Below are 21,311 nucleotides of genomic sequence, written 5' to 3'. Positions count from 1 at the left end.
CCTTGAAAAGAAGAAGATTGACTAATAAAAAACTGTAGATTTAGTAAAAAATAGATGCTTTGTTCCGTATTTTTATGGATAAAAATCTATGTATTATAAAGATTCTGTAAAGCCACTCAAAAATTAGTCAAAAGCGGTCGGGTTCATATTATACTAGATCCAAACCTTTGTTGCATGAATCTTTCCAACTTCTTGCTGTGTCATACAAGATTTTATTATTAATAAAAGCCTTGTAAATCAGGGTGATGGTATTGTTATCCAACAAAGCTCTAAATCAAGATCGAGTTAGGCAAAATAAACAGGAGATTCTTATCTTATGGCAACTTTTAATGTTACCAACACCAAGAATGCGGGTAATGGCAGTCTGCGAAATGCTATTGCCAAGGCAAATGCGACACCGGGTGCCGATACCATTACCTTTGATAGTTCCCTCGCAGGAATGACCATCGGACTGACCAGTAGAGAATTATCCATCACCGATTCTCTCACCATCAATGGATTAGGTGCAAATCTGCTGACAGTGGATGCACAACAGAATGGCTTCCGGGTCTTTAACATCGATAATGACAGTGACGATCTGATAAATGTGTTCATAAATGGCCTGACCATTACTGGAGGTAATCCAATAGGTAGTGGGGGAGGAATTTTTACCTCCGAGAATCTGACCATTCAAGACAGTATTATCTCTGGTAACACCTCAAACGGCATCAAAGGCCAATACGATATATTTACTGCTGATGGTGGGGGAATCGACAGTGAGTATGGTAATTTAAATATCATTAACACCGAGATTATTAATAATCAAGCGGTTGGAGACTTAGCCGATGGAAACCCCCAATTTCAAGAAAATTTTGGTGACGACCCTGACGGTGGTGGTGTATCCATCCGCAATGGTCAGCTCAACGTTGTTGATAGTACTATTTCCGGTAATAAAGTCACTGGTGGTTTGAGTGATGGTGGTGGACTTTACGGTTGGTATAGTGACATAACAGTGACTAATTCTACTATATCTGGCAATGCTGTTGAAGGAACTGCCTTTGGTAGCGGTGGTGGTATTTATAATCGCCACGGTAATACAACAATCGCAAACTCAACCATCGCTGATAATTCGACATTTATGACCAGTGGGGTCGGATCTGCTGATGGAGGCGGTATTTTTAGCCGCAATGGTGATATAGAAATTACCAATTCAACTGTATCTGGTAATTCAGCAGTTGGTCTAGATAAAACAGATGGTGGCGGAGTTTACAGTAGAAATGGCAATTTAACCGTTGCTAACTCTACTATTTCTTATAACAGTACAGCAGGTAATAGCGCTGATGGTGGAGGAATTTTCAGTAGTTCTGGTATCGCAACAATTACCAATTCCACCATTTATGGTAATTCCGCTGATGGACGTGGAGGTGGTTTATTTAGTGAAGGGAATACAAACCTTACCAATACCATTATTGCCAACAGCACTGGTCGGGATGCCGTCCTGACTAATAGCCTGATCGATACTAACGTCAACAACCTGATTGAAGACGGCAATTACAATCCATTTTTATCAGGCGATCCTGGTTTGGGTCCCCTACAAAATAACGGTGGTTCCACTGAAACCCACGCCTTACTCCCTGGTAGTATTGCTATTGATGCAGGAAACAACAGAGGTTCAAGGGGATTAAGGTCAGACCAACGGGGGCGGGGATTCGATCGCATTGTCAACGGAAGGGTAGATATCGGTGCTTATGAAGTACAGGAACAACAGCTACTAACTCCCGATCCTCAATCATTACTGTTTAGTCTAAAAAACAAGCAAACTCTGGGTGGAGTTGTTTTCAGACCAGAAGACATTGTTGAGTATAATCTAGCTGACCAGAGTTTCACTAAATTCTTTGATGGTTCAGATGTTGGTCTTCGGGGTGTTAAGATTGATGCCTTTGAAATACTTGATAATAATGAGATTCTGTTTTCTTTTGACAGACCTAAAAGGATCAATGGTATTCAAAATGTAGTAGATGACTCTGACATTGTTAAATTCACTCCCAGATCACCTAGAGACAACAGTAGGGGATCTTTTGAGTTATATTTCGATGGTTCAGATGTTGGCTTAACTAAAGCTAGTGAAGATATTGATGGTCTGAGTGTCGATCCTCTGACTGGAGACCTTCTAATTTCCACCCTAGGAGTCTTTCAAGTCCGAGGAGTTAGGGGTAAAGATGAAGATATACTACGTTTCAATTCTGATACTTTAGGCCGTAACACTCGTGGAACTTGGTCTCTTGAATTCGATGGTAGTGATGTAGAGCTTACCATGGGTAGTGAAGACATTGATGCTATCGGTATTAATGGAGAGCAACTACTTCTGTCCACAACTGGCAACTTTGGTGTAACTGATGTATCAGGTAAAAACAGGGATGTATTTGCCTTTAATCCAAATACTCTGGGTCGTTCAACATCAGGTACATTTGAAGAGTTTTTTAGTGAATTGGGCAGGAGTAATATCAGTGGCGTTCATTTATTAGGATAGACTTGATAGACGTTTGTTATTAGAAAAGGCAGAGTGCAGGAGGCAGAAGGCAGAACGGAATTCTGATATCATGTCCGGTTGAATAGCGGATGAGCGGGGAGATCCTTATTCTCTAGACAAACGTTGTCTCTCCCGAAATTCCGCTTTGGCTTTATCGTCCCAACCTGCATACTTGAGACAAGCTTCTGCTGCTTTATCATGCTTAACGAGGTCAGGATGAAATTGTAGTTGATTACATCCCTCTTTTAACAAATTTTGCCCATTTAAACCCAACCACAACCGCACTGTCTTGTCCCTACTCACACTGAGAATCTCTTTGCCATCTGGACTAAAGGTGATCGCCGAGACATATTCTGTATGACCTTCTAAAGTATGGAGAAGTTGACCAGAATCTGTATCCCACAAGCGCAAAGTCTTGTCCCTACTCCCACTAAGAATCTGTTTGCCATCTGGACTAAAAGCGATCCCCATGACAGAATCTGTGTGACCTTCTAAAGTCTGGAGAAGTTCACCCGAATTTGTATCCCACAAGCGCAAGGTCTTGTCCTCACTCCCACTAAGAATCTGTTTGCCATCTGGATTAAAGGCAATATTATAGACAGAATCTATGTGACCTTCTAAAGTCTGGAGAAGTTCACCCGAATTTGTATCCCACAAGCGCAAGGTCTTGTCCTCACTCCCACTGAGAATCTGTTCACCATCAGGACTAAAGGCGATCGCATAGACAGGAGCTGTATGACCTTCTAAACTCTGAAGAAGTTGACCGGAATCTGTATCCCACAAGCGCAAAGTCTTGTCCAAACTTCCACTGAGAATCTGTTCACCATCAGGACTAAAGGCGATCGCATAGACAGGAGCTGTATGACCTTCTAAACTCTGGAGAAGTTGACCGGAATCTGTATCCCACAAGCGCAAAGCCTTGTCCCCAGACCCACTGAGAATCTTTTTACCATCTTGACTAAAGGCAACCCGGGAGACAGAACCTGTATGACCTTCTAAAGTATGGAGAAGTTGACCGGAATTTGTATCCCACAAGCGCAAGGTCTTGTCCCCACCCCCACTGAGAATTTGCTTGCCATCTGGACTAAAGGCAATCGCCGATACAGATTCTGTATGACCTTCTAAAGTATAACTATGGAGAAGTTGACCGGAATCTTTATCCCACACGCGCGCCGAGATATCACTTATATAACCTTTTAATTTCTGGAGAAGTTGACCTGAATGTGTATTCGACACGGGCAAGGGGTTTTTCCTACTCCCACTGAGAATCTGTTCGCCATCTGGACTAAAGGCGATTGCATTGAAAGAATCTATGTGATTTTCTAAAGTATGGAGAAGTTGACCGGAATCTGTATCCCACAAGCGCAAGTTGTTGTCCCTACTCCCACTGAGAATCTGTTTGCCATCTGGACTAAAGGCAATCGCCGATACAGATTCTGTATGACCTTCTAAAGTATGGAGAAGTTGACCGGAATTTTTATCCCACAAACGCAAGGTGTTGTCTCTACTCCCACTGAGAATTTTTTTACCATCTGGACTAAAGGCAACCCGGAAGACAGGACCTGTATGACCTTCTAAAGTATGGAGAAGTTGACCGGAATTTGTATCCCACAAGCGCAAGGTGTTGTCCAAACTCCTACCGAGAATGTTCCCACTCCCACTGAGAATCTTTTTGCCATCTGGACTAAAGGCGATCGCCCAGACAGAACCTGTATGACCTTCTAAAGTATGGAGAAGTTGACCGGAATCTGTATCCCACAAGCGCAAGGTTTTATCCCCTGTAATAGTTAAATCATTACGACTCCCACTGAGAATATGTTTACCATCTGGACTAAAGGCAATCTCGATGACATTATCTGTATGACCTTCTAATGTTTGGAGAAGTTGACCAGAATCTGTATCCCACAAACGCAAGGTTTTGTCCCCACTCCCACTGAGAATCTTTTTGCCATCTGGACTAAAGGCGATCGCATAGACAGATTTTGTATGACCTTCTAAAGTATGGAGAAGTTGACCAGAATCTGTATCCCACAGGCGCAACGTCTTGTCCAAACTCCCACTGAGAATCTTTTTGCCATCTGGACTAAAGGCAATCTCGATGACATTATCTGTATGACCTTCTAAAGTATGGAGGAGTTGACCGGAATCTCTATCCCACAAGCGCAACGTCTTGTCCAAACTCCCACTGAGAATTTTTTTGCCATCTGGACTAAAAGCGATCTCGATGACATTATCTGTATGACCTTCTAAAGTATGGAGAAGTTGACCGGAATCTGTATCCCACAAACGCAAGGTTTTGTCCCCACTCCCACTGAGAATCTGTTTGCCATCTGGACTAAAAGCGATCGCCAAGACAAGACCTGTATGACCTTCTAATTTATTCCTTTCTCGGACCCGATCTAAGGCTGCCAATAAGGTAGAATTAACTTCATTGATCACCGTTGGGTTTAAGTCTTTTTGCTGTTTTTGACTCTTAGCTGTTGTGTTAATGGCTTGGAGCAATTCTTCTGTAGTAGCTTCTACCGAGAGTCTATGCTTGATATTCGCAGCTTCTGCTTGGAATTTTGCGTTAAGTGCCCGTTTACTGGATTGTACGCCGAAAATCCCTGCAAGTCCTCCACCAACTACAACAAATATTAACGATGTCCCAAGTGCCCATGCCCTTTGACGGAGTTTTTTGTTAGCATTGGCTTGTTGTTGTTCTCTTTTTTCTGCTTCTTGACGCGCCTCTGCCTCTGCTTTGCGTCTGCCTTCGGATTCTTCTAGTAGTTTCTGTTGACGTTGTTCCTCTTCTTGTTCGATGCGATCGCGGACTTTTTGACTAACCTTAATAAGTTCTTGTGCATCACTATTAAGTAGATCCTGAGTGGGATATTGATTGAGATAATCCTCAGCATTAATTAATTTTGCCCCTTGCAGTAAAAAAGCCATTTCTTCTGGCTTCCCTTCATGTTTCCACTCTTGAGCCGCCATCTCAATCTTACGCTTGATTCTAATTGCATCGCGGTTTTCACTCACCCAACTCCGCAATAGACTCCAGTGACGAATCAAAGCTTCATGTGCCACATCCACCACTGCAACTCTCTCTGCTCCTCCTTTACCTACCATTTCAGTCGTCACAACCAACTTTTCATCAGCCAACTTCTGAACTACAGTCTCAATCAGTTTTTCTCCATAACGCCCATTAACTAAATTCGGCTGCAATACTCTTCTGCGGGTATCCTCTGTACCCTCCCCCAACTGCGTTAATTCTAGAAAAATATGTCGCACTGCTGCTTTTTCCTCTTCAGAACATCCCTCATACACCTCATCAGCACGTTGACGCAATGTTCCCATCACACCACCCAATTTAACATAAGTGTTGAGTCGCAAACAATTATCGGTTCTTTCCTCCCACAACCGTGTCAGTGTATATTGTAACAATGGCAGATACCCTGGAGCATCCGCTACATCTGCCAGTATTTGTTCCACCAGTGCTGGCTCAATTTCCAATTCTACCTGTTTTGCTGGTTCTACAATTGCTTTTCTTAACTCCTCTTCCGACATTCCCATCACAACAACACCATGTTGCTGCATCAGTTGTGCGAGTCCGCTATATTCCTGTTCAATACATTTACTAAAAAAATCTGCCCGCATTGTCAAGACTAAACAGAGTTTATCCGTTTTCGGTAAAGCATCAAACAAGCAGGCAAAAAACTCCTGACGTTCTGAGGTATCCTGACATAAGGTAAAAGCTTCTTCAAATTGATCTACTACCAGCACCAGTTTCCGTGTATTCGCCACAGAAATTATTTGTCTCAAACCTTCAGAACCTTTTTTTATCAATTCCTCAGCTTTAGCTAATTGGGTAGCGCGTTCAATATCAGATAACTCAGAATCTAAAAAAGTGAGTGCTAGAGAATTTAGGGGATGTTCGCCTGGTTGGAATATTTTAATCTGCCAACTTTCACTACCAGATAACCGCCTTCCCAACTGTAACTGATATAACAATCCTGCCCTAACAACACTAGATTTACCACTACCCGAAGCACCCAAGACAGCCAGAAAATTACCAGCACGCACCTTTTCTAATAATTCATCAGTTAGAGCAGTACGTCCATAGAAATACTTGGCATCCTCTTCTGTACAATCAAAATAAGCCAAACCTTTGTAAGGACAAATACCTTTTCCTGATTGAGCAGGGATATTAATTGGTGCTGCAAACCTATGGGTAAGATTAATTGGTTCCCCAGAATTACTAAAAATCGGACGTTGAGGAAAGGTATTCTGTTCTTGATTAAGTGAATCAATCACAGTGTAATTAGTCACCCATCGGTCTTGTTTAGGTTCCAATCCTTTGATAAGTGCTGCCGTGAGAACACTATGATTACTACCAACTTCCTCAAAAGCAACTTCAAAAGCACGAGAAGCAGCAATAAAACACCTATCTCTGCCTTTACCTCTATCTCCGGGGTCTGCTTCTGCAATATTGAGGACTTCTCCAGCATAACAACAATCTAAAATAATTATCTGCTGCCGTACTTCACTTTCTTGTAACAGTTCCCGCAGCCATTTTAAGCGTAAACCCCAGTTACCCATGTCTGGATTTGCATCACTACTTGCCAAAAAACCTTCTTGTATCCGTCCCTTGCTTTTTCGTAAACCGTGGCCAGAAAAATAGAGGAGAGCTGTATCTGGTGGTTTTCCATCAGGCATAAATAATTGTATTATTTTGTCTTCCAACTGGGTTAGAGTAACCTTGGTTTTTTGACCAACACGAATGGTATTATTCTGTTTATCCTTAACCGCAGGAAGTCGCGTTACTTTAAAGTCCCCATAATTTTCCAGTAATTTGGCTACAACTTCTGCATCTTGCCCAGGTGCAGTTAAATTATTGAGACGTTCGTAGGTGTAGGTATTAATTCCAATTATTAAAGCATCTCGACTCATAACAACAAGCTTTTTTTTAGATAAATGGTTACTCAAGAGGCATACAATAGTCTTATATGGAATCTGGCTGAAGAGTCGTCATTGCGACGATAGGAAGCAATCTCCGCGCACCCCTAAGATTGCTTCCTTCCACTCCGTTCCAGTCGCAATGACTTGAGTATAGTGATTATTCGGATTCTATATTACCATTATATTTTTGGTAAATACTTTAACTCAAATTATACTACATTATGACACAACTAACCCCAATTCAACTAGAGGACGGTACAACTATTTACGTTGAAGCTACAGAAGATTTGGACATTCCTGAAGTAAACAGTCCAGAAAATTTAGCAGAAGAAGAGAACGAAGAAGAAGCCCTGACAGACAAGGGTATAAGTCCTGAAAAGCTAAAACAGCAACTAATACAACACGCCCAGATAATTGAAAGTACGATCCGGGCTTATACTATTATTGGTTTAAATGCTTTTAAGAAAAAGAGAATACCCAATGTAGAGAAAGTCACCCTAGAATTCGGCATTGAATTGGGTGGAGAAGCTGGTATTCCCTATGTAACCAAAGGTACTGCTAAAAGTAATCTCAAGGTGACAGTTGAATGTTCGCTTCCTAAGCAAGTTGAAGAAACAAGATAATAGCAGTTTTCCGCAAGATGGAACACACTCTTAAGAACAAAAATCCTTGTAGGGAAGTTCCATCGAACGTCTGATGAGTTAAGCGATCGCTATTTTAATTCCACTAACTCTATTTTAGGTTTTCCACCATATATAGAACCCATTTGGGATCTATTTAAAAATATATGGGGAGGGTGGGGAGATAGGGAGATGGGGGGATAGGGAGATGGGGGGATGGGGAGATGGGGAGATGGGGAGATGGGGGGATGGGGGGATAGGGAGATGGGGGAATAGGGAGGTGGGGGGATGGGAACCCACCCCTAACCCCTCCGAGGAGGGGAATATCGAGAAATATTTGGTAATGGTTGAAGATGGAGCATTTTTGAATGTTATATGATGTCCGCTGGTATCGAATGAGACGGGAGCAAGATGCTCCCACTGCCGTAGGTAACAAAAATAATCACAATACACTCCCCCACTCCCCCAGGGCTATTTCAAAGTATCGCAAGTTAACGATGAGCGGGAGAATGGGAGTCATTTCAGTTATCAGTTATCAGTTATCAGTAACTCTAGCTGTTTGCGAAGCATGACCTAGGAAAGCAAGAGGCTTGAAATAAGGAATATGTTCTTTTTTTTATCCCCTTAAAAGGGGAGGCGCATACCCAAAATTTTTCGGTAATGGGGATAGGAGGATAGGAAAATTTACCAAAATTTGCCTATTTTTCAGCTAATAAGCGTCTTTAAGCTCTGAGAGAATATTTGGTTCAACGCCACTTAAAAGCCTCTATCTCCGTGTCTCCGTGTCTCCGTGTCCCCGTGTCTCCGTGTCCCCGTGTCTCCGTGTCCCCGTGTCTATCGAGAATGAAACAGCCCTCCCCCACTCCTCTACAAGCACTCAATCTGTCGCACCACAGTTAATGCTGAATAAGACACTCCTGCGGTACCCTCTCCCGGATGAGTTGAATCTCCTACCAACCATAAATCCTGAATGGGAGTACGATTGGCAAATCCAAAAGGTCCGAAAGTGGAAAGACGCTGACCGACACCACCCACAACACCTTCCTCCCTTGCTGTAAATTTAACAAAAGTACGAGGTGTAGCAGCTTCTTGATGAACTATTGTTTCTGGTTTTAAATAAAAATATTTACTCAAACGAGCGATCGCTTCCTCAGTATATTGCTGCTTCAACCCCTGATAATCTTTGCAATGTCTCCACATCTGAGTATCGGTAAAACTCGAAGCTGTAATTGTTGCCTTACCTGTGGGAGCGCGACCGTCTCCTGGATGACTCACTGATACAAACAAAGAATTATTTTCTCCAATGGGACCGTCATAATTGTAGAAAAACTGCAAATGAGGCGGACAGTCTTCTGGAATAGCACTTTCATCTACTCCCAAATAAATCACAAATGCACCTGATGGTGAAGGGAGTTTATTCACTCGGCGTTTGTAACCGGGTATTGGGTGTGAGGTCTGATTTTCATCTTCCACTAACTTCACTAAGTTTTCCACAGTGACATTAGCCACAATATGGTCGGCAGTTTCTACCCAAGTTTCTCCAGTTTTTTGATTTTTGACTTTGACACCAGTAGCTTTACCCTTATCTATATATATCTGTTCCACTGTATGACCCATCAAGAGTTTGCCTCCGTCTCTTTCTAAGGCTGTAACTAGGCGATCGCTTAACACCTGCATACTTCCCTCAAGATGATACAAACCTTGGGGAGCTTGGGAAACAGCTAAAGCGGTAGCAGCATAAAGTAGAGCGGTTTCCTCTGTACCTACTTGAGAGTAAAGTTTCAGTTGTAAATCTAGAAATGTTTTCAACCGTAGATTATCATTCAAACCATACAACCGTAACGCATCTGCTACCGTCATCAAAGTAAATGGCACTGTAATCAAAGTATCCAGACGTACTGCTTTTGCTAACTGCCACATATCCCAAATATTGCGCGGTGGTAAAACTGGGTCTCGCCCTTGAAATTTCCAACTTACCTCAAATAATTTTGTCATTAGTTGCCAAAAAGGTTCACAACCGGGAAATTGACTAAGTCTCTCTTGTTGCCATTTTTTGGGGTCGCGCCAAACATTAATAGGTTGAGTTTCTCCTGGTAGAAATACGGCACAGGAAGGGTCGCAGTTGGTGGCGTTCGGAATGTCGATTTCTAACTCAGAGAAAATCCGGTGATGAATACCACCTGTTTCTAAACCTGCCACTTGAGTTGCACCAACATCGAAAGTAAAACCACGTCGTTTAAAAGTGGAAGCGCAGCCACCAGGGACGACCGCTTGGTCGAATATGTGGACTTGATAGCCTTTGTGGGCCAGCAATGCTCCTGCTGTTAGGCCACCAATACCAGCACCACATACCACAATTTTTGATTTTTGTATAGTCTTTTTAGAGGACATAGAATTGATATTAATATTTCTTAATTAAATATTAATATAATCTATCATTTCATCGGCTTGGTTGTGCAGAGCGTAAAGTGTGGGATAAGTAAGGTTTGCAAAAGTGGGAATCTAATCTAAAAGCACTGAGATATAAAGGTTGAGCGCATTTTGGCTGCGAAGGGGGTGCAAATATTTAAGCTTCTTGGACCAAAAAGTTAGGAAAAGATACAGGTATAGTCATTCCAGTTAAGATTGAGACAAGGGTTTCTTGCTTTGAAAGAGTTTCATCTGAGATCTCCCCACACTTCCCACATTCCCCTCCAGGGAGGGGTTAGGGGTGGGTCCCCACCCTCCAACCACACTTTCTTGACGCACAACCATCGGCTTTTTGTAACTTTTAACTGCGGAGGTTGATAAACGCTCAAAGGAGGGTCAGGTATTACTTTTAACCTTTGACTTTTGATTTTTGACCTTTAACTGCGGAGGTTGATAAACGCTCAAACAAGTGTCAGGTATTACTTTTAACTTTTAACTTTTGACTTTTGACTTTTAACTTTTGACCTTTAACTGCGGAGGTTGATAAACGCTCAAACAAGTGTCAGGTATCACTTTTGACTTTTGCCTTTTGACTTTTAACTTTTGACTTTTAACTGCGGAGGTTGATAAACGCTCAAACAAGTGTCAGGTATCACTTTTGACTTTTGACTTTTGACTTTTGACTTTTAACTGCGGAGGTTGATAAACGCTCAAACAAGTGTCAGGTATCACTTTTAACTTTTGACTTTTTAATTTTGACTGCGGAGGTTGATAAACGCTCAAACAAGTGTCAGGTATCACTTTTAACTTTTGACTTTTTAATTTTGACTTTTAACTGCGGAGATTGATAAACGCTCAAACAATTATCAGGTATCACTTTTGACTTTTAACTTTTGACTTTTAATTTTTGACTTTTGACTTGCGTGTAGCGCTATACCAAGTCCGCAGAACAAAGATACTTTTCTATTACCCCCTTAACTTTTCAGCATAGCCGCCTCCAACTTTACCTTTGTAGTCAAGAAATAGAGCGATAAACAGATTTAGTATTAATAGGGGGATTAATGTGCAGGAATTAATTCTTTTTCTTAACTACTGACTCTTTCTTTAAGCTTCATTCAAAGCATTGCTAACTCAAGTATTGACAAAGAATAATAGTTGCTAAAACCATCCGGATGATGTCCGATATCGGTTGATTTGATACAACCGCATAATTACAGAAATATTTGGATTGAACTAACTTTTTTATGAAGATTCTATCAAGGCATTCAAAGTGTTCACAAATAAGAATTATTCACGCATTCATTTGAGAATATGAATAATCAAGTTGATTTTACACCTCCGCGTAATTACAGAAATATTTAGATCGAACTAACTATTTTATGAAGATTCTGTAAAACCACTCAAAATGTAGTCAAAAGTAATGCGGTTTATCTGTATACTGTGGTAGAAAAATAAAGCAATTGAAATATTTATGACTATTACTTAAATATTTTTCCCGGTGTATCATAGGATTTTTTTCATTAAGTTAGCAGCTTTTTATGAAGATTCTGTAAAACCACTCAAAATTTAGTCAAAACTAATTCAATTTATCCGTATATTATGGTAAAAATAATAAAGCAATCGAAATATTGATGACCATTACTTAAATATTTTTCCTGGTACATCATAAGATTTTTTCATTAAATTAGCAGTTTATTATGAAGATTCTGTAAAACCACTCAAAATCAAGTCAAAAGTAATGCGGTTTATCCGTATATATGCTAAAAAGGATAATAAGACCAAAATATTAATGATGAAGCTGATATCTTATTACTTTGCGAGTGCTATAACTCTCTTCCCTGGGGTGGTTAGAGGATTAGGTTTTTCAATTATTTTAAGATACAGCACAACACATTTTTTCCCCACCACTCCCAAATTATTCTGTAAGACTATTAAAGTATCAAAATTGAGTTTGCGATCTTAGCAGTTACAGCAACTTCGAGGGCTGTAAAAATAGCTATTAATCGCACAAACACTTTAAGGCAGTCATCAAAAATTTAACTATATTTATCATTGCTACCGATATGTTTTATTGACTGAGTCGGTAAATTTTGCATCTTCTCAAGACAGCACTATGGGTCTGAAAAGTAAAAGCTATCGTAATGTCTTGAGGATAAGACAAAAAAATTCAACAAAGCGCTCAAATGTTAACTAATTCCCAACTTATTAAAAATTTTATGTTTCAGGAGACATCAAGCTATGACTATTTCCAAACTCATCAAAAAATTTGCCACGACTCTCGCCGGAACAGCTTTCGTTACTCTTAGTGGTACAACAGTAGCTCAGGCAATTTCCATAACTCCCACCAGTAATGGCAATGATTTGCTCAATGAAGTCCTCGGCAGTGGGATTACAATTGTACCAGATTCTATCAATTATATAGGTGCTTCTGGTGCTTCTGGAACCTTCACTGATGGATTATCATCTGGTATTGGTATTGATAGTGGTATTGTTATCACTACAGGTCAAGCTATAGATGCTAAAGGTCCTAATGAGTCAGATAGGAAAACTACCGACAATAAATTACCTGGAGATTCAGACTTAGATGGGTTGATTCCTGAAGAGCAAACAACTTTTGATGCAACCATTCTGGAATTTGACTTTGAAAGTGAAGGAGGGGATGTTTTCTTTGATTATGTATTTGCCTCTGAAGAGTATGTAGAATGGACAAACTCTAAATTCAATGATGTCTTTGGCTTCTTCTTAAATGGAACCAATATTGCTCTAATTCCTGGTACATCTACTCCAGTTGCTATCAATACAGTTAATGGAGGTAAACCACTGGGAACTGATGCTAGTAACCCACAATTTTTCAACAATAATGACCCTAGTGAGGGTGGACCATTTTTCGATCTAGAATATGATGGCTTCACTAATGTATTTACTGCACAAGCACTAGGACTTAGTGCTGGAACTCACAAGATTAGATTAGCGATCGCTGATGCTGGTGATGCTTTTTACGATTCTGCTGTATTTATTAAAGCAAACAGCTTTTCAGATATGCTTGAAGACTCAGAAACCACCTCAGAACCAACCCCAGGACCTGAACCAAGATCACAACCAACCTCAGAAGCAACCCCAGAACCTGAAGCAACATCAGAACCCACCTCAGAACCAACATCAGGACCTGAACCAACATCAGAACCCACCTCAGAACCTGAAGCAATCTCAGAACTCACCTCAGAACCAACCCCAGAACCTGAAGCAACATCAGAACCCACCTCAGAACCAACATCAGGACCTGAACCAACATCAGAACCAACCTCAGAACCTGAAGCAATCTCAGAACTCACCTCAGAACCAACATCAGGACCTGAACCAACATCAGAACCAACCTCAGAACCTGAAGCAATCTCAGAACTCACCTCAGAACCAACATCAGGACCTGAACCAACATCAGAACCAACCTCAGAACCTGAAGCAATCTCAGAACTCACCTCAGAACCAACCCCAGAACCTGAAGCAATCTCAGAACTCACCTCAGAACCTGAAGCAATCTCAGAACTCACCTCAGAACCAACCCCAGAACCTGAAGCAATCTCAGAACTCACCTCAGAACCTGAAGCAATCTCAGAACTCACCTCAGAACCAACCCCAGAACCTGATACTTCTATTAAAGATGTCCAAGATATTCCTGAACCGTCTTTAGTTATTAGTTTGTTAGGAGTCGGTTTTGCTGGACTTTGTTCAAGAAAAAATAAATAAAATAGATATTAATTTTGATTTTTAATAGTTCTAAAAATTCATCCACAACTTTATTGGGTTCTCTGTAACATTTTTTGGAGTCAAACCGATAAATTCTTACACCATTCCGCTCAAAGTCTCTTTCTCTTTCTTGCTCTTCTGCTCGTCTTTTAGGTGTATGATAGAAACCATCAACTTCGAGAATTGCCCACTTAAATCCTTTGGTGGTTTTGTAGGAAATTAGAAAATCTGGTTCTTTATTTGCACGACCTTTTTTTTGTAGTGAGACGGGCGGCACTATTGGGAAAAAAAAGTAAGTTTCTTTTGTCGAGTTATTCTGCTATTTTAACTTCTGATTGAGAACGAAAACTGAGATGTTCCCATGTGATAATATCGTCTATTTTTATACTTTTAAATCTACCGTTATTTAATGGTAAGGAATCAAGAATAGTTCCTGTAATATTAGCATTATATAATCTGGCTTTTGTTAAATCTGCACCTCCTAAGTTGGCATTGGTTAAATCAGCATTAGTTAAGTCTGCTTCTGTGAGGTCTGCACAAGCTAAGTTAGCATTGGTTAAATCGGCATTTTGGAGGTTTGCTTTTGTTAAGTTTGCATCGCATAAAGAAGCATCATATAATCTAGTGTTACTTAAGTTAGCTTCACTCAAATCAGCAAGAGTTAAGTTAACCCACAGTAAGTCAGCATCTCTTAAATTAGCATTCCTTAATTCGATACCGTGCAATAAGGCAGCATCCAATTTGGTATTAGTCAAGTTCGCATTAATTAACTTAGTCCTAACAAAGTTGGCATAAATAAATTTTGCATCACTTAAGTCAACATTGCTCAAATCAATACCACTCAAATCTACATTCTCAAAATCTCTTTCCCTACTAGCATAACGCCTCAAAAGTTCTTCAGCATTCATATCAAATCTCAGATTATTAAGAACTACTATATTATAATTCCAAAAGCCAAACCAATAATATTTTTATTCTCATAGCGATCGCTCTGACAAAACTATAACGTTTGAGTAAAATAATAATGCCAACCAAAGCGTCATTCATGACTCAATACAGTTTCCTAGGTCATGCTGCGCAAACAGATAAGACCAAAACTCATAAGGTATCGATCTATAGATTCATGTACTTTCCTTCTTTCTTCTTCCTTCTTCTTTCTTTCTTCTTTCTTCTTTCTTCTTTATCCCCAAAATCACTCAAGGAGAAATTATATGGACTCGAAATTAACTTTTGAATATGACCGGATTGGAGATATTTTTTATCTCAATAAATGCACTCCATATCCAGAACAAAAATCAGAATAAATTGAGTATAGAATTATTGCTCGTTTCAACCCGGAAACAAATGAAATTTAAAATTTGGAAGTAATGTTTTTCTCAAAAAGACTATCTTAAATAATGGATAATGGATAATGGATAATTGATCATTACCTCTCCCTAAAAGGAAGAGGATTGAATAAAAGGAAAATTAATTCATTGTTTCTCCTTTAAAGGAGAGGCTTTAAACCTTAATTATTTGGTAAAAAAACTGGTTTTAATTGCCCATTAATGCGGATTTTAGTTTGGTAGGATTAAGCTAATACGCATTTAAAATGCGTATTAGCAAGTCAGAAGTTAGAAGTCAGAAGTAATAATGGTTTTCCGTTGAGCGAGGCAAACAACAGCTTATCCTAAAAAAATAAGGTGTTGCTGAATGTATACAATAACTTTGTAGTAAGATTTATTCTGGTTCAATAAAGCTTTGATGGCGTACCAAAAGTAATAGCTGATAGCTGATAACGCAGTTCCGACCATAGGAGGCTAGCTGATAGCTAAATGCTTACTATCATACTGATTTTTTGACATCTGACTTCCATCTATTGTAAGCTCTACCTACAATAACGAAGTAAATCAAACTATCATCAATGACTGCAAATATTCCCGAACAATTCATCGAAGAATCTCCCCTATCAGTTGCAGGAATTACCTTTTATATCAAAGATATTTTAGAAGAAGACTACCAACTTCAACAAATATCAGTTATCGGAGAAGTCTCTAGCGCCAAGCTCAATTCAGGAAACTTATATTTCACACTTTCTGAACCAGATAATTCTGCCTCTATTACCTGTGCTATTTGGAGAAATACTCTCAAAAATATTCATCATCAACCTGAAAAAGGAGAACAAATAATTGTCACAGGTAGAATCAGTCTCTATCCTCCTAGGGGGGACTATAAACTAATAGTTAATACTGTTTCTCTTGCCGGAGAAGGCATACAAAATATCCGTTATTTACAACTTCGTTCTCGTCTAGAAGCAGAAGGTTTATTCGATCGAGAAAATAAGCGCGCTCTCCCCAAATTTCCTAAAATAATTGCTGTAGTTACCTCGGATACTGCTGCTGCTTGGGGAGATATTCAACGGACAATTAAACAACGTTATCCTCTGGTAAAAATATTATTATCGCCAACTTTTGTACAAGGAGAATTTGCTCCTCCTGCCATAGTTGAAGCTATAAAAAAAGTAGAATTAGACGGACGTGCCGAAGTAATAATTTTAGCTAGAGGTGGTGGAGCAGTAGAAGATTTATCCTGTTTTAATGATGAAAGAGTTGTCCGAGTTATTGCTGATTGTGGAATTCCAATTATTACGGGTATTGGTCATCAAAGAGATGAAACTTTAGCAGATTTAGTGGCAGATTATTCGGCTCATACTCCTACTGCAGCAGCAGAAAAAGTTGTGCCAGACAAAAATCAATTTTATGAAGAACATTGTCAAAGAGTTGAAAGAATTATTGATGCTTTGAAAACTAGGTTTAATGAGGAAAATGCAAGTTTAAACTCTCTGAAAAATCGATTAAAAAATATCCCCCAAACTGCCAGGACTTTAGACAAGGCAACTGTTAAATGTCAGATGTTAAGGCAAAAGTTAGCAGCACTTAATCCTAAAGCAGTTTTATCTAGGGGTTACGCAGTGGTGCAAGAAAATGATGGTAAGTTAGTAAATTCAACGGCAGATTTAACAACTGGGCAAGAATTGATTATTCAGCTAAATAGTGGTAAGGTAAAAGTTAAAATTATGGATATTTTGTAAGCATTTCCTCCGGAATGCTGCGCAAACAGCCATCAGCTATCAGCTATCAGCTATTGCTCTTAGTTTAGGATAAAAGCTTTATTAATTGTCTTATTACAAAATTTGGCTCCCTTCCTTGCCCTTAAAGTCTATATTAATTTAAACACTGTCCTGAAAGAGAGAGTCTTGTTGCTGATAGCTGACAGCTAAGTAGCTGAATACTTACGATATTTTTGAATCTGAGAGTCTGGAGTAAAAAAATGGAATTTGATTATGAGGAAACTGTTATTAATCTTGAAGAAATTATTGCTGAAATTGAATCGGGGGAATTAACATTAGAGGAAGTGTTTGAAAAGTTTTCTCTTGCTGTGGAAGATTTGCAAAAATGTGAAGCTTTTCTTACTCAAGGTCAGGAACAAATGAATTTATTAATTGAAACTTTAGATGATGATTTTTAGGAGGTATGGCACACAAGGATTTTGCCGCGGAGAGGGGGTTATTGAGGACACGGAGAGGGGGAGATGGGGAGATGGGGAGATGGGGAGATGGGGAGATGGGGAGATGGGGAGATGGGGAGATGGGGAGATGGGGAGATGGGGAGATGGGGAGATGGGGAGATGGGGAGATGGGGTGTCACCGTGTCACCGTGTCACCGTGTCACCGCGTCACCGCGTCCCCGTGTCTCCGTTCTTTATTTGTCTTCTGTTCCCTGTTCCCTGTTCCCTAGAACCAACAAATTTTGTACCTCACTCTTTTTGGGAATTGCTATATAGCGTTTCTCAAAAAGCGTGAGATACAGTTGTTTTTCTTTTTTTCTATCCCCTGTTTCTCGAATTACTACTCCCTACTCCCTACTCCCTACTCCCTAAAACAAACGAATGCGCGTACCTCACGAATATGAGAATTGCTATATGACAGATAAACCGACAGACTATGCTGCTATTCTCCGAGCGACAGAAAATCAATTACCATTACCTCCAGAATGGTTAAAAATTGGTGTGAAAATATATTCTTCCGAACATGGAATAGGTCAAATTACAGCAGTATTAGGTAAACGTTTAATTGTAGATTTTATAGAAAATCCTACCCCAGTACATTTTCCTGATTGGCAAATAGCAATTAATCAGAAAAAGATTAATCCTAGAGATAATGTAATTCCTCAAAATAAAAATTTAAAACAGCCAGAAAAATCCAAAATTACTTCAGCAGAAATAGCAGCTATTCCTCGACCAGTATTTCAAACAATAGCCGAAGAATTTAAAGATAATTTAGTAGGGATAGATAATACTCCTCCAACTCCAGGAAAACTTTATCCTTTGCCAGAAGATTTACCAATTACTCTCAAAAGTTCTCTCATTTTACAAAATATTACGGAACTCTATGAACATCAAATTGAATCATTAAACGCTCTGAGAAAAGAATTAGACCTTTGCATCTTTACCCCCACAGCTTCTGGCAAAACTCTCTGTTATAACCTTGCCATTTTAGAATCATGTCTCCAACAACCTCAGACCACAGCATTATATATTTTTCCTCTCAAAGCATTAGCATTAGACCAGATGCAAAAGCTGGAAAAAATGGTCTCATATTTTCCTGAAAATTCCGTCAAAATTGGATTAATTACAGGCGACATCTCCTCAAAACAAAGGAAAAAATTATTTATTCCTAACCCACCCAATATATTAGGAGTAAGCCCAGATTTATTACACTATCAACTATATAGAATTAGAAGTAAAGATGGAGAAGGATGGCGCAAGTTTTTTCAACAACTCCGCTATGTAGTTATTGATGAATCTCATACTTATAGAGGTGCTTTTGGCGCTCATTTTTCTAATCTAATGCGCAGATTAAAAATGGCGGTAGACCGAGTAGGAGGAAATTCAGAAAAACTACAATTTATCTTTAGTTCAGCTACTATTGGCAACCCCGCAGAAATGGCAATGAGATTTAGCGATCGCTCCCATGAACCAGAAAGACTTCATCTAATATCAAAAAGTGGTGCGGATAGTGCTGGTAGAACAATTTTATGTTTCAAACCTAGCCACACTGCTAACCCCGATGCTTGTCAAATAATTTTGTCTTGGTTGCGCCACGACTTAAGTGGGATAGTATTTTGTAATTCCCGGGGAGCTGTTAAAAAACTCCTGGGCATAATTAAGAGAATAGCTGATAAGAATGGTGAGAGTTATTTGGCAGATAAAGTGGCAATTTTTTATGGTTCTTTGCAGCTTAAGAGACGACAGGATATTATCCAAAAATTAGAAGCTGGGATAATAAAAGTTATTCTTTCTACTTCTGCATTAGAAGCAGGAATTGATTTACCAGGACTTGACTGTTGTTTGGTGCGTGGTTATCCAGGTAGTTTAATGTCATGGGGGCAAAGAATTGGTAGAGCAGGACGTAGAAATGCTGGGTTGGTGATGTTTTTACCAGTAGCTCAAAACCCCTTGGATAACTTTTATGGGAATCAACCAAATTTATTACTAAATGGTGAGGTGGAAAGTGCTGCTTTTAATCCAAATTATCCGACTATTTTGGGTAAACATTTAGAATGTAGTTGTGTGGAAAGTGGCGTACCTTTGAATGAAATAACAGAACGTTTTGGAGAAGTTTCTGGAGTAATTGCCGATAGCTTATTAAAACAGGAAAAAATCTATATTACTAACTCTTCTGAACTTTGGGGATATGGTTTTCCTCATCGGAATATTAATATTCGCGGTCATGCTCAAAATGATGTGGAGTTAATCAATATTGATACTGGAAAAAGTTTTGAAAAAATGCAAATGAGTCTGGCACATAAAGAAGTATTTCCAGGGGCAATTTATTTTGCCCAAAATTATGACAGTGAGTTAAATTTTTATCGTTCTGAGAATCTCGACTTAGATAAAAAACAAGCAATTTTAAAACCTTTAGGCAAAGATTGTAATTTAGAAAGCAAGCCAAGAACTCAGTTAGTTATTCAAGAAATTCAGCAATTAGCAAAACCCCAAATAATTCAAACCAATATTCCACACGCTCGATTGAGATTAAGTTTAATCTGGGGAGAAATTACTTCTTTAGTAACAGGATATGATTTGTTTACTACTGAATATACGAAAAAAGGTGAAATTGTTAGAATAAATTTAGATAAAGGTAGCTTCACTCCCCCCTATCAAACTCAATATCAAGCTCCAGTTGTGAAGGTAGAGATAAATCATGTTTTTAACAATGTTATAGAGGAAAATATTAGACAAATTCAGGAGAAAATAAAACAGAAGTATCAAGACACAATTCCAGATAAGTTCAAAAAATTATGGAGTTGTAGTTCAGATTTTATTGCCTTACATAGTATGGGGCATCAACTAATGTTTGCTGTGCCTCTAGTAGTGTTAAGTTCGAGTCAGGATGTGCAATGGTTTGTGAAGCAAGAGGCAGGAGAAATTGTCGGTTATTTTTTTGATACTTGTGATGGTGGAAATGGGGCGAGCGAAGCTATTTTTAATCAATTGTTGAAGTTTGCAAGAAAGGCAACAGAATTAGCCAAAAATTGTGATTGTGAACATGGTTGTCCCCGCTGTTTGACTCAGCATAATTGTCCTCAGCAAAATCAAGGTTTATATAAAGATTTAGGGTTATTAATTTTGGAGGCGATCGCTTTTTAGGGAGTAGGGGAGTAGGGGAGTGGGGAGTGAGGGAGTGGGGAGTGGGGAGTGGGGGAGTGGGTAGGGACGCCCTTATGCAACGTCCATACAGAGAAGTAAATACTAAGAACAATTAACACTAACTAGCTAAGTAAAAAGCAATAGCTAAAGCTCAGAAATATTCAAGTTCATATTCGGATTAAAAATGAGAAGATTTATATTGAAAAAGATGGGACGGAGTTAGGAATTTCTACCTTAAAAATCTGGGTGCATCTCATATGTGCAAAAATACTTTTTTCCTATATATTCCCTATTCTCTATTCCCTGTTGTCAGATGAGTTGTTGCCTGTTGCCTAAAAGCGATAAATTTTTGGCTTTATTCAAAATTGAGATGTACCCAAAAATTTCGGTTAAAATGATTG

12 protein-coding genes and 1 pseudogene are annotated in these 21,311 nt (G+C 39.3%); 9 read left to right on the top strand and 4 right to left on the bottom strand.

The window, feature by feature from the left end:
• Positions 1 to 316 precede the first annotated feature (316 nt).
• Positions 317 to 2,509 carry a choice-of-anchor Q domain-containing protein gene (locus tag SAGCYANO_RS17280; RefSeq protein WP_202221215.1) on the top strand — a complete coding sequence of 731 codons (2,193 nt, stop codon included), beginning with the start codon at positions 317 to 319 and terminating at the stop codon, positions 2,507 to 2,509.
• A gap of 105 nt (positions 2,510 to 2,614) precedes the next feature.
• On the opposite strand, the gene SAGCYANO_RS17275 is transcribed toward SAGCYANO_RS17280, so the two are convergent.
• Complete coding sequence (locus SAGCYANO_RS17275; RefSeq protein WP_202221214.1) at positions 2,615 to 7,438, bottom strand: caspase family protein; 4,824 nt, start codon at positions 7,436 to 7,438, stop codon at positions 2,615 to 2,617.
• Between the two features lie 230 nt (positions 7,439 to 7,668).
• Between SAGCYANO_RS17275 and SAGCYANO_RS17270 the strand changes: the two genes are divergently transcribed.
• Together SAGCYANO_RS17270 and SAGCYANO_RS17265 are read left to right on the top strand one after the other, a co-directional pair.
• A complete protein-coding gene (locus tag SAGCYANO_RS17270) occupies positions 7,669 to 8,070 on the top strand; it encodes a CU044_2847 family protein (protein ID WP_202221213.1) in 402 nt (133 codons plus the stop codon).
• A gap of 205 nt (positions 8,071 to 8,275) precedes the next feature.
• The gene (locus SAGCYANO_RS17265) at positions 8,276 to 8,446 is read left to right on the top strand and encodes a hypothetical protein (RefSeq protein ID WP_202221212.1); all 171 of its coding nucleotides are present in this window, start codon (positions 8,276 to 8,278) and stop codon (positions 8,444 to 8,446) included.
• A gap of 488 nt (positions 8,447 to 8,934) precedes the next feature.
• On the opposite strand, the gene crtD is transcribed toward SAGCYANO_RS17265, so the two are convergent.
• On the bottom strand, positions 8,935 to 10,458 hold the full coding sequence (gene crtD, locus SAGCYANO_RS17255) for a C-3',4' desaturase CrtD (protein WP_202221210.1): 1,524 nt from the start codon (positions 10,456 to 10,458) through the stop codon (positions 8,935 to 8,937).
• A gap of 2,256 nt (positions 10,459 to 12,714) precedes the next feature.
• Here crtD and SAGCYANO_RS50415 point away from each other — a divergent pair.
• Positions 12,715 to 13,551, top strand: a pseudogene (locus SAGCYANO_RS50415) (choice-of-anchor L domain-containing protein); the annotation flags it as partial.
• Positions 13,552 to 14,167: 616 nt separating this feature from the next.
• Here SAGCYANO_RS50415 and SAGCYANO_RS17245 read toward each other — a convergent pair.
• Positions 14,168 to 14,497, bottom strand: a complete 330-nt coding sequence (locus tag SAGCYANO_RS17245) for a DUF559 domain-containing protein (protein WP_202221208.1) — start codon at positions 14,495 to 14,497, stop codon at positions 14,168 to 14,170.
• Between the two features lie 34 nt (positions 14,498 to 14,531).
• The gene (locus SAGCYANO_RS17240) at positions 14,532 to 15,128 is read right to left on the bottom strand and encodes a pentapeptide repeat-containing protein (RefSeq protein ID WP_202221207.1); all 597 of its coding nucleotides are present in this window, start codon (positions 15,126 to 15,128) and stop codon (positions 14,532 to 14,534) included.
• A 995-nt stretch (positions 15,129 to 16,123) separates the two neighbouring features.
• Between SAGCYANO_RS17240 and xseA the strand changes: the two genes are divergently transcribed.
• The 5 genes from xseA (at position 16,124) to SAGCYANO_RS50410 (ending at position 21,246) form a co-directional block, all read left to right on the top strand.
• A complete protein-coding gene (gene xseA, locus SAGCYANO_RS17235) occupies positions 16,124 to 17,290 on the top strand; it encodes an exodeoxyribonuclease VII large subunit (protein WP_202221206.1) in 1,167 nt (388 codons plus the stop codon).
• 239 nt (positions 17,291 to 17,529) lie between these two features.
• Complete coding sequence (gene xseB, locus SAGCYANO_RS17230; protein WP_202221205.1) at positions 17,530 to 17,727, top strand: exodeoxyribonuclease VII small subunit; 198 nt, start codon at positions 17,530 to 17,532, stop codon at positions 17,725 to 17,727.
• 41 nt (positions 17,728 to 17,768) lie between these two features.
• Positions 17,769 to 17,996 carry a hypothetical protein gene (locus SAGCYANO_RS17225; protein ID WP_202221204.1) on the top strand — a complete coding sequence of 76 codons (228 nt, stop codon included), beginning with the start codon at positions 17,769 to 17,771 and terminating at the stop codon, positions 17,994 to 17,996.
• A 184-nt stretch (positions 17,997 to 18,180) separates the two neighbouring features.
• Positions 18,181 to 20,910 (top strand): DEAD/DEAH box helicase, encoded by a 2,730-nt coding sequence (locus tag SAGCYANO_RS17220; RefSeq protein ID WP_202221203.1) that lies wholly within the window; start codon positions 18,181 to 18,183, stop codon positions 20,908 to 20,910.
• Between the two features lie 159 nt (positions 20,911 to 21,069).
• Positions 21,070 to 21,246 (top strand): element excision factor XisI family protein, encoded by a 177-nt coding sequence (locus SAGCYANO_RS50410; protein ID WP_202221235.1) that lies wholly within the window; start codon positions 21,070 to 21,072, stop codon positions 21,244 to 21,246.
• Positions 21,247 to 21,311: the final 65 nt, after the last annotated feature.

The sequence above is a fragment of the Okeania sp. KiyG1 genome (assembly GCF_014132355.1).
Taxonomy (GTDB): Bacteria; Cyanobacteriota; Cyanobacteriia; order Cyanobacteriales; family Microcoleaceae; genus Okeania.
The sequence above is the reverse complement of the archived record's forward strand: the minus strand, read 5'-3'. Positions and strand labels throughout refer to the sequence as shown.

Bases quoted from the DNA above. Each gene is read 5' to 3' on its own strand.
- SAGCYANO_RS17280 (WP_202221215.1), top strand. From the start codon at position 317: ATGGCAACTTTTAATGTTACCAACACCAAGAATGCGGGTAATGGCAGT.
- xseA (WP_202221206.1), top strand. From the start codon at position 16,124: ATGACTGCAAATATTCCCGAACAATTCATCGAAGAATCTCCCCTATCA.
- SAGCYANO_RS17265 (WP_202221212.1), top strand. From the start codon at position 8,276: ATGGGGGGATGGGGAGATGGGGAGATGGGGAGATGGGGGGATGGGGGG.
- SAGCYANO_RS17240 (WP_202221207.1), bottom strand. From the start codon at position 15,128: ATGAATGCTGAAGAACTTTTGAGGCGTTATGCTAGTAGGGAAAGAGAT.
- crtD (WP_202221210.1), bottom strand. From the start codon at position 10,458: ATGTCCTCTAAAAAGACTATACAAAAATCAAAAATTGTGGTATGTGGT.
- SAGCYANO_RS17220 (WP_202221203.1), top strand. From the start codon at position 18,181: ATGACAGATAAACCGACAGACTATGCTGCTATTCTCCGAGCGACAGAA.
- xseB (WP_202221205.1), top strand. From the start codon at position 17,530: ATGGAATTTGATTATGAGGAAACTGTTATTAATCTTGAAGAAATTATT.
- SAGCYANO_RS17275 (WP_202221214.1), bottom strand. From the start codon at position 7,438: ATGAGTCGAGATGCTTTAATAATTGGAATTAATACCTACACCTACGAA.
- SAGCYANO_RS17270 (WP_202221213.1), top strand. From the start codon at position 7,669: ATGACACAACTAACCCCAATTCAACTAGAGGACGGTACAACTATTTAC.